A 15,799-nucleotide genomic window follows, 5' to 3' on the forward strand; every position below is an offset into this window, starting at 1 on the left:
CGCCTTATCAAAACCAATATCATTTTTTACCCTCTGCTTTTTCATCACATGGTAAAATATATTGTCCTCCTTCCCAAGGAGAAAGAAAATCAAAATTACGCATCTCTTGGCGTAAAACAACAGGTTCATAAATCACTCTCTTTGCTTCATTATCATAACGGCATTCAACAAATCCTGTCACAGGAAAGTCTTTACGTAAAGGATATCCTTCAAAACCATAATCTGTTAAAATCCGTCTTAAATCCGGATGTCCTGAAAATAAAATCCCATACATATCATACGTTTCACGTTCATACCACTCTGCGCCAGGATAAACCGTACAAGCTGAAGCAACGGGAGTATTTTCATCCGTACGAACTTTTACACGTAAGCGTAAATTCTCACGAGGGGATAATAATTGGTAAGAAACATCAAAGCGCTTATCGCGAGAAGGATAATCCACACCACTAATGTCTGTAAGATTAATAAATTGACAGCGAGAATCATCACGAACAAACATTAAGACATCGATAATTGCATCAAGACGTGCCACAATAGTCAATTCACCAAAAGCAAGAACAGTCTCTTCAAGCTTATTTCCTAACTTATTTTCCAAATAAGCCGCAAGTTCAACCAATGATTCATTCATCATGACAAAAAAACTCTCTATCGCTCTATGGATCCGGTACGACGGATTTTTTTCTGTAACAATAATATGCCGTATAATAATGCCTCTGCTGTCGGTGGACATCCTGGAACATAAATATCGACAGGCACAATACGATCACAGCCACGCACCACTGAATAGGAATAATGATAATATCCCCCGCCGTTTGCACATGATCCCATAGAAATCACATAACGTGGCTCTGGCATCTGATCATACACTTTTCTTAAAGCAGGAGCCATCTTATTTGTTAGAGTACCTGCCACCACCATCACATCTGATTGACGGGGAGAAGCTCGTGGTGCATATCCAAAACGCTCATTATCATAATGAGGCATTGAACATTGCATCATTTCGACAGCACAACAAGCCAAACCAAAACTCATCCACATTAAAGAACCGGTACGTGCCCAAGTAATCAAAGCATCTGCCGAGGTAACTAAAAAACCCTTATCTGATAATTCAGCATTAATATCACGAAAAAACTTATCGTTAGATCCTATCAATTCACCAGTATTGGGATCAATGATTCCTTTTGGTTTCGGAGCTGTAATTGCTGAATGATTAGATCTTAATTCCATTCAAGAGCTCCTTTTTTCCATTCATATATGAATCCAATAGTCAAAATCGCTAAAAATACAATCATCGACCAAAAGCCAAACACACCTATCGATTTGAATGAAACAGCCCAAGGAAAAAGAAAAGCAACTTCAAGATCAAAAATAATAAATAAAATTGATACCAAATAGAAACGAATATCAAACTTCATGCGAGCATCACTAAATGAATTAAACCCACATTCATAAGCCGATAACTTTTCAGGATCGGGGGAACGATATGCTACAATGTAAGGTATAATCAACAACGCTCCAGCAATAACCGCTGAAACAATAATAAAGATCAAGACCGGTAAATAAGAGCTCAATAAATAAGCCATAACCCTCTTCCATCGTAACGAAATGCCTAAGCTTAACACAATTATTCAATATTGCGAAATCAAACAGGCAAACTTAATAACCGCTTCATTGACTCTGCTTATACAGCTTCAAAGATATACAGAGCGATACTTTTCTTATTGGCATAGGTAACGCAGAGAAAAAAAAGACGCAAGTCCTATTCTTATAATCATATAAAAAGAAAAAATATACTTACTTCCCCCCCCTAAATCAAATACTCTACCACCTAACCTACAGTACAAGGATATCTTAAAAAGAAAATCCTATGAGGAAATAGAAAATGGCGCGGGTGACGGGGCTCGAACCCGCGACCTCCGGCGTGACAGGCCAGCACTCTAACCAACTGAGCTACACCCGCGCATTTTTTGAACCAATTAATTTATTTGGTACAAGCGGTCGTGTAAGGGGTTCATTCGTTTATGTCAAGAAGGATTATGCATTTTTTAAAAAAATTATCAAATACTATCTTTATTCTTGCGTTTAGAAAAAAATTTCCTTAAAGAGGGTTCATTCAGTTGCTGATTATTGCATTGGGCGATTAGCTCAGCTGGTAGAGCGCCTCGTTTACACCGAGGATGTCGGGAGTTCGAGTCTCTCATCGCCCACCATATGCTTTTATATGTCTATTAAGTTTTTGGCATATCTTTGAATGAGGGATGCATAGATAAAAGTGAGGGAATAAGATTTTGCAACATGCTTCTACAGAGCGTGATCTCGGCAAATGGATTCTAATATTTCTTGAAGTCTGTTAGTTTCTTTTGGGATAAACCATTTAAAAGTCTCATAAATGCAACATCGGTTTCATGTTGCAACAGATTAGAAGGCTTGATTGTGAAGTTTTTTTCGACAAAAATAGATTGCTTTTCTTAAGAGAGAAGCTATATCTTGATGTAAAGTATACAGTTCTATGTATCTTATCTTCCATCCTTATTGGAATAGATTTTTTGCCAATCTCTATAGAAAATAAAAATGCTAAAGATACAGCTAATTTTTAGATTTTATTGGTCATTATTTTAAACGTGTGAAGATATTGTACACTATCTCTATACAAAAAACATTGTCAAGCATATACAATATCTATTACATAGTACGTTTAATATCATCGTAAAATTTAAATCCTACAATAGGATATATAAGTTAAAAATATTGGTGTACTCACGTTTGTTAATCTTAATGCGATAATTCGTGATCTCTCTTCAAAAACGAATATCATTACAGTTTTTAAGGAAGATATCGTTAACTTTATACAAGCTCATGCAAAAAAACTGATATTTTGTTCCAACTTTTTTATGGCATATTTACCCTGAGGAGATGACATTACAAGTGATGCTGATAACCTTGAATTGCTTTTACTTAACTTGCCTTTTCATCCACCTTTAATTTCTAATTTGAGATTTTTTCTTTATTTTTATCGGAACATAAAAAATATAAACATCATATGTCCTTGCGCTTCTTTATACAATCTGATTCTTGCTAATAAAGTCTTCCCTGCTTAACTTTACCAAAGATACAACCAAAGTCTCTTAAAGCTTTAATGCAATAAAAAGTGTGATTATCAAATACACGCGACTTGTTTATTATTGCAAATTCTTTTCTTTAAAAAGACTATAGTCTTCTAACAGCGTTTTTTTTGTGAAATTATCTATCTTTTCAATTAAAAAAACTTTTATTGTTTAGCTTTTGTTTTTTTCTCAAAGAGATGAGGGCTTTCAATAATAAGCTTTTCTCGCGCTTTTTGTAACTGTTTAATGATTTCATCAATTTTTGATGGAGAACAAAAAGCTTCTTGGCTATTCAATAAATGCAACCTCTCCTTCCCCTCATATAAACATTGCATCTGGGATTGAAGTATTCTAACTTCTTGAAAGAAAAGACGCCCAGTTTCCTTAAAACCATTATTAAGTGAAAAAAGTTGATCGGAAATGGATAGCAGAATTTGTTTTAAAAAGCGTTCATTTTCTTGACGTTTACGATATTCTAAAATAAGAGCATGGCTTATCTCATCTAATTGTTGTTTCGTAGAATCAATTTGACGCAATAAATTTGGTTTTTCCCCCATATCACCTTTTCTCACCTTCACAAGCATAGTATGAATGTCTAACAACTTAATTGCGGAATGAGATAAATAATCAACAACTGTAGGGGTATTGACATAGCGTTTTCGTGCATTCATCACAAACTTACCTAATGACTGTTTTTTACATTCATTCCGCTATTTATTTTTATTTTACAAAGGCATTCTAAAGAAAGTGCTAAAAAATATTATTCTAATGCATTATTCGATGAAACCTTTTTTCTCTTTTCACTATCAACGTGGAATTCGTGGAGAGAGAAAACGTACAGGTGTATAAAGGATAAGATGTGTTGTTTTCTCCAACACACTACTACCATCAGCAAGAAGAGCTTGACTAGGTGACAATTCTGTACCTTGCATAATTGTTGAAGCCAAAGAACCTTCTCGAGAAAGAGCCATCAATGTTGGCGAAGATGCAAAGACATTATGGGCTCCTCCATCTACATGAGAGAAATCAAGAACAGCTATTCCATTTTTACGCAACATTTCAATATCTGAGCCATCACCCACACGATGATGTCCACCTGTAAGACGCCCTGAAACAGCAAGAGCTTTATCCGCTCTGGATACTAAAATAGCTGTTGGCTGTGGGAGTTTTTTTATATCATTAAGTTGGCGTTCAAATACATCAACATCAATGTCTGGTGCAGCCATTAATAAACTTGTAATACGATGAATAGGCTTATATTTTCCCTGTAGGGCTAAAGTTCTAAATGCCTCCATTATAACAAAATTGCCCATAGAATGTGCAATGACCGAAATCTGATCAGCATTGGTTTCACTAATAAGTGTCAAAAGCTCTATTAATCCGTCACGGGCAAAATTAGCACTGTCACGATCATAAATATAAAGAGGAACTGATCCAGCAGAAGGCCAAGAATAATGCACAGCGACAACATTTAAAGAATAATCGTGTGTAAATTGCGCCGTACGAAATGTACCATCTGCAAAATTATTATTATATCCATGGATAAAAAGAAAAATTTCTCTTTTTCCTTTTGGCTTTTTTGCTAAAGCAGCATTTAATTGCTGCTTAAACTGTTCTTTATTATCGTATTTTTGTAATGCTACTGCTGCAAAATATTTATCATGCGTAGGTTTATACGCATTTATTTCAACAACTCCCTTTACATGTTGCTGGGGGATTCCTACATCAACACGATTATAATGCACTTTATTTGATCGCTCTATGCCATAAGGTTGAGAGTAATTATTTTGCATCATACGACTTGTTGCAACATATACTGGAACAATGGCTTTGGGAGAAATTGGGTTTCCTTCAACTTCCCTTTCTACTGCAATCATAGAAGGAGTTGCATGCACACCATGCCAAAGTACAGCACGCGAATCGCTACATGCTGATAATAAAGAAATACAAATAAGAAGTATTAAATATCTTAAAACCACTATACTTTTCACTGCAACACCATCCCACCCTATAAAAAATATAACATTTCGAATGCACAGATTAAAGTAATAAAAAATGAAAAATTAATGAAACATTATTGGGAATACACCAACAAATAGCACAAAAAGAAAGATTTTTTTATAATGGCATTCTCTTTCTACGCAATTTCCTCTCATTACAGAGATTAATTGCCAAATGGTGCGGTCGAGAAGACTCGAACTTCCACGGGTTGCCCCACAGCGACCTCAACGCTGCGCGTCTACCAATTCCGCCACGACCGCACGTGGTGAAACAAAAAACTTTGGTTTCCAGCCTTTAACAAATCATCAAGAAAGGTACAAGCCAATTTTCTGTTTCTCATAATTTATTTTATCCAGACAATTTATAACTTGATAAAGATTACGAGAAATATGGGCTTTACTATGATCTTTGAACCATCGTCATAAAATATGCTTGTGCAGCTTGATCTTTTTCATAAGAACCATGAAAGTTTTTGGTAATTGTTGTAGACCCCTGTTTTTGAATTCCTCTCATAGTCATACACATGTGCTCAGCCTCAATCAATACTGCGACACCAAGGGGTTTTAGATACGTTTTTAAAGCGTGAGCTACCTGCGCTGTCATAGCTTCTTGTGTTTGTAAACGACGAGAAAAAATATCTACAACACGTGCAATTTTTGAAAGGCCAACGACTTTTGTATTAGGAAGATACGCTATGTGCGCTTTCCCGATAATTGGGATCATATGATGCTCACAGTGTGAATAAAAAGGTATATTTTTTACGATTACCGATTCATTGTATCCTGAAACCTCTTCAAAAACCGTGCCTAAAGTTTCTTCAACTGATTGACTATAACCATTAAAAAGCTCGCGATATGCCTTAGCCATACGTCTTGGTGTATCTAAAAGCCCTTCTCTACTTGGATTTTCCCCTACCCATAAGAGTAATGTACGAATCGCTTCTTCTACCTCTTCAATATTAGGACGCTTTTCTTCAGATAAAAAAGAATCCTTTGAACCTTCTTTAACAACATTACGCATTCAAAAACTCCAAGCCTACTCTCTACAAAGCATTTGCTAAATATCTATTTCATTTTGTATAATCTCTATATAAGCGAATTAAAAGTTTAAACAATCACAGCTCTCAAAATTTCAGGCAATAGCGCATGATTGATAATATCTATAATGATAAAATAATTGAATATGCAGCACATATAAGCAAAATTGGGCGCCTTAATAATCCTGATGCAACATCAAGGAAACATACACACCTTTGCGGTTCAACAATTATCGTAGATTTAAAAGTAAAAAATGATATTATTACGGATTTTGCCCATGAAATACACGCATGCCTACTAGGGCAGGCTTCGGCTTCACTTTTAGCATCTCATATCATCGGAAAAACAACACAAGATCTTAAAATGTTGCGTGAAATTATCTATCAAATGCTAACGCAAGATGGTCCTTCTCCTCAAGCTCCCTTTGAGGATTTTTCTTGCTTACAGCCCATTAAAGACTATAAAGTGCGCCATGCAGCAACACTACTGCCCTTTGAGGCAACGATAGATTGTATTCAAAAAATTGAAGAAAAATAAATGTTCAAATCGCAATCTCGACAAAAAAAATTGACTCGAAATTACACTGGCACTTGGCAAAAAACACCCGGACGATTATTGGGCATTTGCTTAATACGTCTCTATCAAATAACACTTTCGAGTCTTATAGGCAATCAGTGTCGCCATGCCCCAACTTGTTCAGAATATACATATGAAGCGATTGCACGCCATGGGCTTTGGGCTGGTGCATGGATGGGATTTTTTCGTATCATGCGTTGTGGACCCTTTGGAACAGCTGGCTTTGATCCAGTCTCTCCATCACTTGGAAATTCTTGCTGTTTTTATAAACCTTGGCGTTACTGGAAAATTTCTGACAAACACAATAAATAATCCTTTTCTTTTTTTATATGTACTGATAGAAAAATTAGTCTATAAGCTTTTTACTTAGTTTTCACGAAAAACCATCCGCAATCGTTGGCGGAATTGGATTTAAAGGGTGTTTTTATGTCTTGCTCTATTTCTCTTTCTTTTCCTGATGGTTCAAAACGTAATTACCCCGCCGAAATGACAGGTTTGGAATTAGCAGAATCTATTTCTAAATCATTAGCAAAAAAAGCAGTTGCCTATAGTCTTAATGGCATCATGCGAGATCTATCGGATTCATTGGGACAATCTGGTCAAGTAGAGATTATTACCCGAGAAGATTCACGTGCCCTTGAGCTTATAAGACATGATTGCGCCCATGTTCTTGCTGAAGCAGTGCAAGAACTCTTTCCTGAAACGCAAGTGACAATAGGTCCTGTGATTGAGAATGGATTCTATTATGATTTTGCACGCCAACAACCTTTTACATTAGATGATCTTACCGTCATTGAAAAAAAAATGCGTGAAATTATCCAACGCAATAAATCTTTTAGGAAAGAAATTTGGTCTCGTGAAAAAGCAAGAAAAATTTTTTCTGAGAAAAAGGAATTTTATAAAGTTGAACTTATTGATAGCATTCCTGAAGATCAAGATTTAAAAATCTATTATCAAGGAGAGTGGTTTGATCTTTGCCGCGGACCGCACATGCAATCTACAGGCCAAATTGGAAATGCTTTCAAATTAATGAAAGTTGCAGGCGCTTATTGGCGTGGCGATGCCAATAATCGGATGCTTACGAGAATTTATGGAACAGCATTTGCAAATGAAAATGACTTAAAATCCTACCTACATATGCTAGAAGAAGCTGAAAAGCGTGATCATCGCCGCTTGGGACGTGAAATGGGCTTATTTCATTTTCAAGAAGAAGGACCAGGAATGATTTTTTGGCACAAAAAAGGCTGGAAAATGTTCCAAAATTTGATCAACTATATGCGTAGACGCCTTGATGATCATCAATATGCTGAAGTTAATGCGCCACAAGTTCTCGATAGGTCACTTTGGGAAATATCTGGCCATTGGGGCTGGTATAAGGAGAACATGTTCAAAGCAATTCCAGCAGCAGAAGATTCAGATCATGGGAATGTTTATGCTCTTAAACCAATGAATTGCCCTGGTCATGTGCAAATTTTTAAACATGGTTTAAAATCTTATCGTGATTTGCCTATTAGACTTGCTGAGTTTGGTCTTGTTCACCGTTATGAGCCATCAGGCTCTTTACATGGTCTTATGCGTGTGCGTGGTTTTACACAAGATGATGCGCATATTTTTTGCACTGATGAACAATTAGCTGATGAATGTCTCAATATTAATGATCTTATTTTATCAACTTATGCTGATTTTGGTTTTAAAGAAATCAGTCTTAAGCTTTCAACTCGTCCAGAAAAACGAGTTGGATCTGATGCATTATGGGATCATGCGGAAAGCATTATGGAATCTGTCCTGAAAACGATTGAAACAAAATTTGCAGGACAAATCAAAACAAGCATCCTTCCAGGTGAAGGAGCATTTTATGGTCCAAAATTTGAATATACATTAAAGGATGCTATCGGTCGTGAATGGCAATGTGGAACAACACAAATAGATTTTAATCTCCCTGAACGTTTTGGTGCATTCTATATTGATAAGGATTCAGAAAAACGTCAACCTGTTATGATCCACCGTGCTATTTTTGGATCAATGGAGCGTTTCCTTGGTATATTAATCGAAAATTTTGCTGGACATATGCCACTTTGGCTTGCTCCTGAACAAGTTGTTGTTGCAACAATTACATCTGAAGCAAATGAATATGCCCAAAAAATAACAGCAAAACTTAAAGCTATTGGGCTTTCAGCAACAACAGATCTCCGCAATGAAAAAATTAACTATAAAATACGAGAACATTCTTTACAAAAAGTTCCCGTAATTTTGGTATGCGGCAAACGTGAAGCTGAAACAGACAGCGTAAATATGCGCCGCTTAGGAAGTACGAATCAAACCTTTTTATCTATAGAAGATGTGATTAAACAACTCTCAAATGAGGCAACACCTCCAGATTTGCAACGTGTAATAAATATATAAATCACAGAAGATGGTAAGATATCAATTTTTATACAAAATAAAACGATTTGATACTGTCGTGTTTTTGGGTTTTATACATAATTACCTATCATCAGAAAAGATCATGTGATCACACTCTACAAAGCGGATGAGTAAAAGTTGAATGTAAGAATTATAAGCCGTTTAAATGCAAAAATCTTAGACAATTGAATATTAATAAATACCAATTGCTAGCATTAATCTCTTAGCTTTATAATAGAAAGATGGTGCTATTATCATAGATAAATCATTACGAATTATAGCAACATCAAGAAATAAAACTGGAAACAAGATTATATTTATTAATAAATATGTAAACTAGTTGAATGATAATGTATCTTATTCATAAAGTATAGTCTTATCAAAAAAAGACAACATATTGATTTATAATAATATATACTATTATTCATATTAAATAAGAATCTCGACTATCATAGGATACTCTCATTTCAAATCTTTTGTGTTGCATCAATCAAAATTTTTCACTTGTACGTGACAAGCGGGATGAGTGTATGGCAATTATTTAAAAAAGGACTAAAAAATACCTATAATAAACCGTCTCAAGAGCCAAGTTTTTTTGCAAACATTGAAAGCGAGCTAAATATAATGATGATACCAGCTTGCTCTTTTTACAAGCGTAAAAATGTTGGTGCTCAATGGATTTACCGTTATACTATTCACAAGAAAGCATCGCAAAATGGGCTTAGATGCTTTCAAAAATATCTCTTTAAAACAAGTGTGTGAATTGGAAACACAATAGCGTTATGAATTTCGCGATTTCCACTGACTAAATGTTATTTTAACTTCCCTAAGAGTTATAAAGCTAAATCAAAAGAAAATTGCAAAATTCAGCGTTAATTCTTTTCCCTCTTCATATTGTACCAAATCTAAAATTCTTATAAAAAAATTCGTCAAATAGATACATATGGTACATTATGCTTGTTTAACATATAAAGCTCGAGGCACACATTATAAAATGTTTAATATCTACGATATATGACTGCGCTAGACGCTATATTGATTTATAAAGAAACTTTCAAAACGCATATTTTACTAAAAAATAAGCGAACATAAATAAAAAACATTATCGTGCTCTATCAAGAACACGCTTACATTCAATGAGTTCAAACAGTATTTCTTGCAACAATGCTTTATCGGTTTTATCTTTGTAAAGATTCACAGAACCAACAGATGCTTCTCCCTCATTCCTCATGAAACTCAAAAGCCCAAAAGAAGATTTTTTAGGCTTATTGCTAGTATTTTCGAAAGTTTGTCTTACGTGTTTTTTTTCTATGACAATATTCATGGTGTCAAGATCGCCATTCCCAAAAGCAGTTACAAAAGCAACCCCATTTTCTTTCAAAAGACGCTGCACACCTTTTATTGTATAACCTTGATCATATAATAACTGCTTAATACCATTGAGTAAATCAACATCGACCGGACGATAATAGCGTCTTCCTCCTCCACGTTTCATTGGTTTAATCTGCCTAAAACGTGTTTCCCAGAATCTCAAGACATGCTGCGGAAGCTCCAACAACTCGGCTACTTCGCTAATTGTGCGAAAAGCATCAGAGCTTTTATCCATTTTTCAACACCTTATCTAAAACACGAAAAATGATTTGATAATGATTCATTACGTTTCAATTTCTCAACAAGATTAGTCAAAAATAGGACCATATCTTATGTTTATAAATTTTTAAATAAACACCAAACATTATCACACGTTTATTTATGATATACTATTTTTTTGTCTTGCACGATGCGAATCTAAAACTCTCTGTTTAAGTACATTTGCAGCCTTAAATGTTACAACACGTCGTGGCGGAATAGGCGCTTCAACACCTGTTTTTGGATTGCGCCCAACACGTTCATTTTTACTGCGCACCTGAAAAGTTGCAAAAGAAGAGAGTTTAACAGCCTCACCTCTTACAAGTGAGTTGCAAATCTCATCCAAAACCAATTCGACCAAAGCTGCTGATTCAGTATGTGACAAGCCCACTCTTTTGCAAACTACGCTCGCTAAATCTGCACGCGTTACTGTCTTACTTGTCATTATAACCACCTATTTAAATATTAAAAATTACAAAATGACTTATACGTTTTATTCGAACATGGTCAAGTAACTATAATTTACCAACGAATAAGAATTGCTCCCCATGTAAATCCACCTCCCATAGCTTCTAACATAATAAGATCTCCTTTTTTTATTCTTCCGTCGCAAATAGCTGTTGTTAATGCCAAAGGAACTGATGCTGCAGATGTATTACCATGTTGATCAACGGTAATTACAACTTTATCTGGTGAAATTCCTAGTTTTTTAGCAGATGCTTCAATAATGCGCTTATTAGCTTGGTGAGGTACAAACCAATCTAGTTGTGAAGAATTCATACCTGCATCTGCAAAACAATCATCAACCACATCCGTTATCATACCAACAGCATATTTAAAGACTTCTCGTCCTTCCATACGCAAATAGCCTGTTGTTTGTGTTGTTGAAGGTCCACCATCAACATACAGCTTATCTATATAAGCACCATCAGAACGTAGTTTTGCAGATAATATACCACGCTCAAAAGCAATCCCCCCTTCAACTTCTTGTGCTTCCAAAATAGCAGCTCCCGCACCATCACCAAACAAAACGCACGTCGTACGATCTTCCCAATCTAAAATCCGAGAAAATGTATCGGATCCAATAACTAAAATTCTTTTAGCTGCTCCACACTGTATATAAGCATCTCCTGTTGTTAAAGCAAAAATAAAACCAGAGCAAACAGCTTGAATATCAAAAGCAAATCCATGACTCATTCCCAAAGCATACTGAATTTCAACAGCAGAAGCAGGAAAAGTACGATTTGGTGTTGAGGTTGCTAAAATAATACAATCAATATCCTTTATTGTAAGACCAGCATTTATAAGAGCTGCTTGCGCAGCTTCGACTCCTAAAGAAACGGTTGTTTCATTTTCATTGGCAATATAACGTTGATGTATTCCTGTACGCTGAACAATCCATGAATCTGATGTTTCAACAAACTTTGCAATCTCATCATTTGACAAACTTCTTTTCGGCAAAGCGCTTCCTACACCACGTATAATTGATCGAATCATTCAGCTCTCACCTTTTTTCAGACTTTTCATTTCTATTATAAGAGCTTATCATAAGGACTCTCCATTCATCACTGCTTCTTCTTCTTGATCAAAAAGTGTTCCTTTATTTTCATGAAATCGCCGTAAATCAGCAGTTATTTTTTGTAAAAGTCCGTTATTAACCATCTCATAACCAACTCGGATAGCAGAAGCAAAACCATTAGCATTAGCACTGCCATGACTTTTGATGACAACACCATTCAAGCCTAAAAGTACTCCTCCATTCACCCTATCGGGATCCATTTTATGTTTCAGTGTACGAAAGGCTCCCCGCGATAAAAAATAACCAAGAGATGTTAAAAAAGAACTGCGCAATGCAGAATTTAAAATCTCTCCTATCTGTCGCGCGGTTCCCTCTGCGGTTTTTAAAGCAATATTACCAGAAAACCCTTCGGTTACAACAACATCTACTGTTCCTTTCCCAATGTCATTGCCCTCAACAAATCCTTTATATTCCAATCCTTCTAATTGTACTTCACGTAATATCATTCCTGCTTTTTTTATTTCGTAAAGTCCTTTAACCTCTTCCACCCCCACATTTAAAAGCCCAACGCTTGGTTTTTCAGTGTGATACAAAGCGCGAAACATACCCGCTCCCATAACCGCCAAATCCACCAACTGACGAGCAGACGCACCAATTGTTGCCCCAATATCTAAAACGATACTCTCACTGCGAAGTGTTGGCCAGATACCCGCAATCCCAGGACGTTCAGCTTCTGCTAGCATTTTTAAACAAAAATAAGACATGGCCATCAACGCCCCCGTATTACCAGCAGAAACGCAAGCATCAGCTTCACCATTTTTTATCGCTTCAATAGCATACCACATTGATGATTTACCACGTCCATTACGAAGTGCTTGGCTTGGCTTTTCATCCATGCGTGTATAACTTTCTGTGGGATAAAAGCGCGAGACAGAATCCAAAGAGGGATATTTTTTTAAAACTGGCTTAACGACCTCTTCTATCCCATAAAACAGAAAATAAATATTTGACAAATATTTTTGTACAATTGCTGCTCCTGCAATAGCTGCTTCTGGACCGTAATCACCACCCATAACATCCACAGAAATTCTAATCACGCTTGCATATCCCACATCTTTTATTTACATTTTTAAACGTATATTATGATTTTTGGCTTCTGAATACTCACAAAACATATCTTGCGAAAATAGCTCCGCGGAAAATACCGTTTTTATCATAGCATACAATAGATAATTTTTTTATGTTTTTACAATTACTTCCAATTTTTCAAAACAGAAAATGGCGAGAGTTTTTGCTCTGCTTCTTCTAAATTTTCAACCACATGCATCTTTATCCCCTCTTTACGTGGATAATGATTAATAGACAACTCAAAAAACTCTTCCATGATTGCACCAATATCAATTTTATCATTATAAAATACTTCCGGAGTATCAAGCCCTTCCACATCTAAAAATAATTCTCCAGTCCCTTCTGATATTTTGGGTTTTATCAAATTTGAATCTTCAGGAACAAAAACAACGTCAATATTTTCACGGAGAATATTTTCTAAAGGTTCTAATGTAACAACACATAACTGTAGTATACGTGCTTGCAACAGACCTTTTATACGAACGCCACGTTTTTTCCACGGAAAAATATGGAATTTTCCCTCACAGAATTTCACTTCAATCAAATCATGGTTCTGAGCTAAATGTATACATTCCCTTTTGTTTGCACAAAGATGAACTCTTATACCTTTAGCAGGGAGAGAACGTACAGATATTGGATAAGCCAAAGCACATGTCATTTGAGAAACATTTTGAGCATTCATTGACAACTCCCAACCACAAAAACATACCAAGTACTGTACTTTTATTTATCTCAAGTACATTTCATTCATTTTTTTCTTTTCTAAAGAAATTCTATATGGCATAATTTGTTTTATAACAGGGAAACTCAATGTAAGCTACGGTAGATTAAGCTAAAATTAGAAAAAACTTGAGATTGCCTTCTTGTCTTAACATCTAAGTATAAAAAGGAGATGTCATTGTTTCAAATGCCTCACTTCATGGTCTTAATCAAACGTCAGTTATTGGTTGGTCTCTCAATAATAAATATAATAATACTTGCCGGTTGTAGTCTTCTTGATTCTTCAGGTTCAAGTCAAATTTATAGAGAAGGCTATATTCTGGATAAAGATGCTCTGAGTTCTATTTCTATTGGCTCAAGTCAAGAGCAAGTTCTTTTAACTTTAGGAACTCCTTCATTAAAAACAAAATATGATAATGAAGTTTTTTATTATATCTCACAGACACGATACCGTGGGATGCAGTTTATGAAAACAAAGATCATTGATCGCAAAGTTTTAGCCATTTACTTCAATACAAATAATCAAGTTGTAAAAGTTTCTAACTACGGTCTAAAAGACGGTCAAGTTTTTGATTTCATTACGAAAACAACACCAACCGTAACAAAAGAACACCCTTTCTTAATTCAAATTATAAAAGGTCCTGCGAATCTACCAACCAATAACTAAAATATAGTTTACATATCGTTTTAATATTATGAGATTTGATTATTGTCAGGTCTCATAATATAAAAGATTGTAACTCTTAGAGTCGGATTTTTTTTGCCATACTATCGAGAACTGCGTTAACAAGTTTGGGCTCTTCACCCTCAAAAAACGCCTTTGCTATATCAACATATTCATTCATAACAACTGCAATAGGGACATCTTTACGGTTGATCAACTCCCATAAACCTGCTCGTAAAATTGCGCGTAAGATAGAATCAAGACGTGAAAGAGACCACTCTGCGGAAAGCTGTTGATGAAGTAGAGGATCAAGCTGCTTTTGATCTTTTACAACACCCGTTATAATCGCCAAAAACCATTGAAAATCAGCTTCAAGATACTGGTCTCCATCAATATCTTTTCCCAGACGATAAGCCTCATACTCAGCTGCCGTTTCCATCACCCCCGAACCCACGATATCCATTTGATAGAGTGCTTGAACTGCAGCAAGTCTTGCTGCTCCACGTTTATTGGCTGAACGCGGAAAATGTCTGCTTTTTATATCAGCCATATTTAACGATTATCTCCAAATCTCTTTTTTAGAGCGATCATACATAAAGCAGCTTCAGCTGCAAAACCACCTTTATTTTTGTTATCTTGTTTTGCGCGCATCCATGCTTGCTCTTCGTTTTCAACAGTCAAAATACCATTTCCAATAGCCAAGTGCTTATGAACAGTTAAATCCATCAATGCACGACAAGAATCATTGGCAACAATTTCAAAGTGATATGTTTCACCCCGAATAACACAACCAAGTGCAACATAACCATCATAAGATGTCTCATTGTGTTCAGCAAAAGCTATTGCACTTGGTATTTCTAATGCCCCAGGAACCGTTACAATATCATAACTTGCTTCAGCTTTTTGCAAAGCAGTTACAGCACCTTTCAAAAGCGCATCAGAAATTTTGTCATAAAAACGTGCTTCAACAATCAATACGTGAGGCTTTTTACGTATCTCTTTCATCATAATGGGATTC

17 protein-coding genes and 3 tRNA genes are annotated in these 15,799 nt (G+C 35.7%); 5 read left to right on the forward strand and 15 right to left on the reverse strand.

Annotated features, from left to right (window positions below; genetic code table 11):
• Nucleotides 1-19: 19 nt before the first annotated feature.
• The 4 genes from ACFIMQ_RS06405 to ACFIMQ_RS06420 form a co-directional block, all read right to left on the reverse strand.
• Nucleotides 20-628 (reverse strand): NADH-quinone oxidoreductase subunit C, encoded by a 609-nt coding sequence (locus ACFIMQ_RS06405; RefSeq protein WP_375703638.1) that lies wholly within the window; start codon nucleotides 626-628, stop codon nucleotides 20-22.
• A gap of 17 nt (nucleotides 629-645) precedes the next feature.
• Nucleotides 646-1,227, reverse strand: coding sequence for a NuoB/complex I 20 kDa subunit family protein (locus tag ACFIMQ_RS06410; protein WP_375616292.1), 582 nt, complete (start codon nucleotides 1,225-1,227; stop codon nucleotides 646-648).
• On the reverse strand, nucleotides 1,218-1,583 hold the full coding sequence (locus tag ACFIMQ_RS06415) for an NADH-quinone oxidoreductase subunit A (protein ID WP_375608288.1): 366 nt from the start codon (nucleotides 1,581-1,583) through the stop codon (nucleotides 1,218-1,220). The genes ACFIMQ_RS06410 and ACFIMQ_RS06415 overlap by 10 nt, the downstream gene beginning before the upstream one ends.
• A 300-nt stretch (nucleotides 1,584-1,883) precedes the next feature.
• Nucleotides 1,884-1,960, reverse strand: a tRNA-Asp gene (locus tag ACFIMQ_RS06420).
• A 174-nt stretch (nucleotides 1,961-2,134) separates the two neighbouring features.
• Between ACFIMQ_RS06420 and ACFIMQ_RS06425 the strand changes: the two genes are divergently transcribed.
• Nucleotides 2,135-2,210 (forward strand) — tRNA-Val (locus tag ACFIMQ_RS06425).
• A gap of 1,058 nt (nucleotides 2,211-3,268) precedes the next feature.
• Here ACFIMQ_RS06425 and ACFIMQ_RS06430 read toward each other — a convergent pair.
• The 4 genes from ACFIMQ_RS06430 to folE form a co-directional block, all read right to left on the reverse strand.
• Complete coding sequence (locus ACFIMQ_RS06430) at nucleotides 3,269-3,775, reverse strand: hypothetical protein (RefSeq protein ID WP_375608289.1); 507 nt, start codon at nucleotides 3,773-3,775, stop codon at nucleotides 3,269-3,271.
• 135 nt (nucleotides 3,776-3,910) lie between these two features.
• A complete protein-coding gene (locus ACFIMQ_RS06435; RefSeq protein ID WP_375703627.1) occupies nucleotides 3,911-5,095 on the reverse strand; it encodes an alpha/beta hydrolase in 1,185 nt (394 codons plus the stop codon).
• 185 nt (nucleotides 5,096-5,280) lie between these two features.
• Nucleotides 5,281-5,365: transfer RNA gene (locus ACFIMQ_RS06440), tRNA-Leu, on the reverse strand.
• A 139-nt stretch (nucleotides 5,366-5,504) separates the two neighbouring features.
• Nucleotides 5,505-6,125, reverse strand: a complete 621-nt coding sequence (gene folE, locus ACFIMQ_RS06445; protein ID WP_375703628.1) for a GTP cyclohydrolase I FolE — start codon at nucleotides 6,123-6,125, stop codon at nucleotides 5,505-5,507.
• Between the two features lie 125 nt (nucleotides 6,126-6,250).
• Here folE and ACFIMQ_RS06450 point away from each other — a divergent pair, with 125 nt between their 5' ends.
• The 3 genes from ACFIMQ_RS06450 to thrS all read left to right on the forward strand — a co-directional run bounded on the left by ACFIMQ_RS06450 (nucleotide 6,251) and on the right by thrS (nucleotide 9,121).
• Nucleotides 6,251-6,679: an iron-sulfur cluster assembly scaffold protein gene (locus ACFIMQ_RS06450; protein WP_375616643.1), complete on the forward strand. Its 429-nt coding sequence runs from the start codon at nucleotides 6,251-6,253 to the stop codon at nucleotides 6,677-6,679.
• Nucleotides 6,680-7,030, forward strand: coding sequence for a membrane protein insertion efficiency factor YidD (yidD, locus tag ACFIMQ_RS06455; RefSeq protein WP_375616642.1), 351 nt, complete (start codon nucleotides 6,680-6,682; stop codon nucleotides 7,028-7,030).
• Between the two features lie 114 nt (nucleotides 7,031-7,144).
• Nucleotides 7,145-9,121, forward strand: a complete 1,977-nt coding sequence (gene thrS, locus ACFIMQ_RS06460; protein ID WP_375703629.1) for a threonine--tRNA ligase — start codon at nucleotides 7,145-7,147, stop codon at nucleotides 9,119-9,121.
• A 1,102-nt stretch (nucleotides 9,122-10,223) separates the two neighbouring features.
• Here the strand turns inward: thrS and ACFIMQ_RS06465 are convergent.
• The 5 genes from ACFIMQ_RS06465 to ACFIMQ_RS06485 all read right to left on the reverse strand — a co-directional run bounded on the left by ACFIMQ_RS06465 (nucleotide 10,224) and on the right by ACFIMQ_RS06485 (nucleotide 14,079).
• Nucleotides 10,224-10,727 (reverse strand): MerR family transcriptional regulator, encoded by a 504-nt coding sequence (locus tag ACFIMQ_RS06465; RefSeq protein ID WP_375616640.1) that lies wholly within the window; start codon nucleotides 10,725-10,727, stop codon nucleotides 10,224-10,226.
• Between the two features lie 144 nt (nucleotides 10,728-10,871).
• A complete protein-coding gene (locus ACFIMQ_RS06470; protein ID WP_375616639.1) occupies nucleotides 10,872-11,195 on the reverse strand; it encodes an integration host factor subunit alpha in 324 nt (107 codons plus the stop codon).
• A 77-nt stretch (nucleotides 11,196-11,272) separates the two neighbouring features.
• Nucleotides 11,273-12,247 (reverse strand): beta-ketoacyl-ACP synthase III, encoded by a 975-nt coding sequence (locus ACFIMQ_RS06475; RefSeq protein WP_375616638.1) that lies wholly within the window; start codon nucleotides 12,245-12,247, stop codon nucleotides 11,273-11,275.
• A 48-nt stretch (nucleotides 12,248-12,295) separates the two neighbouring features.
• Complete coding sequence (gene plsX / locus ACFIMQ_RS06480) at nucleotides 12,296-13,366, reverse strand: phosphate acyltransferase PlsX (protein ID WP_375703630.1); 1,071 nt, start codon at nucleotides 13,364-13,366, stop codon at nucleotides 12,296-12,298.
• Nucleotides 13,367-13,521: 155 nt separating this feature from the next.
• On the reverse strand, nucleotides 13,522-14,079 hold the full coding sequence (locus ACFIMQ_RS06485) for a DUF177 domain-containing protein (protein ID WP_375616635.1): 558 nt from the start codon (nucleotides 14,077-14,079) through the stop codon (nucleotides 13,522-13,524).
• A 225-nt stretch (nucleotides 14,080-14,304) separates the two neighbouring features.
• Here ACFIMQ_RS06485 and ACFIMQ_RS06490 point away from each other — a divergent pair, with 225 nt between their 5' ends.
• A complete protein-coding gene (locus tag ACFIMQ_RS06490; protein ID WP_375616654.1) occupies nucleotides 14,305-14,784 on the forward strand; it encodes an outer membrane protein assembly factor BamE in 480 nt (159 codons plus the stop codon).
• Nucleotides 14,785-14,860: 76 nt separating this feature from the next.
• Here the strand turns inward: ACFIMQ_RS06490 and nusB are convergent, their stop codons facing one another.
• Both nusB and ACFIMQ_RS06500 read right to left on the reverse strand, forming a co-directional pair.
• On the reverse strand, nucleotides 14,861-15,331 hold the full coding sequence (gene nusB / locus ACFIMQ_RS06495) for a transcription antitermination factor NusB (protein WP_375616634.1): 471 nt from the start codon (nucleotides 15,329-15,331) through the stop codon (nucleotides 14,861-14,863).
• A 2-nt stretch (nucleotides 15,332-15,333) separates the two neighbouring features.
• On the reverse strand, nucleotides 15,334-15,789 hold the full coding sequence (locus ACFIMQ_RS06500; protein ID WP_375703631.1) for a 6,7-dimethyl-8-ribityllumazine synthase: 456 nt from the start codon (nucleotides 15,787-15,789) through the stop codon (nucleotides 15,334-15,336).
• Between the last annotated feature and the right edge of the window lie 10 nt (nucleotides 15,790-15,799).

The organism is Bartonella sp. AD13SXNS (assembly GCF_042196465.1).
In the GTDB taxonomy this organism is placed as follows: domain Bacteria; phylum Pseudomonadota; class Alphaproteobacteria; order Rhizobiales; family Rhizobiaceae; genus Bartonella.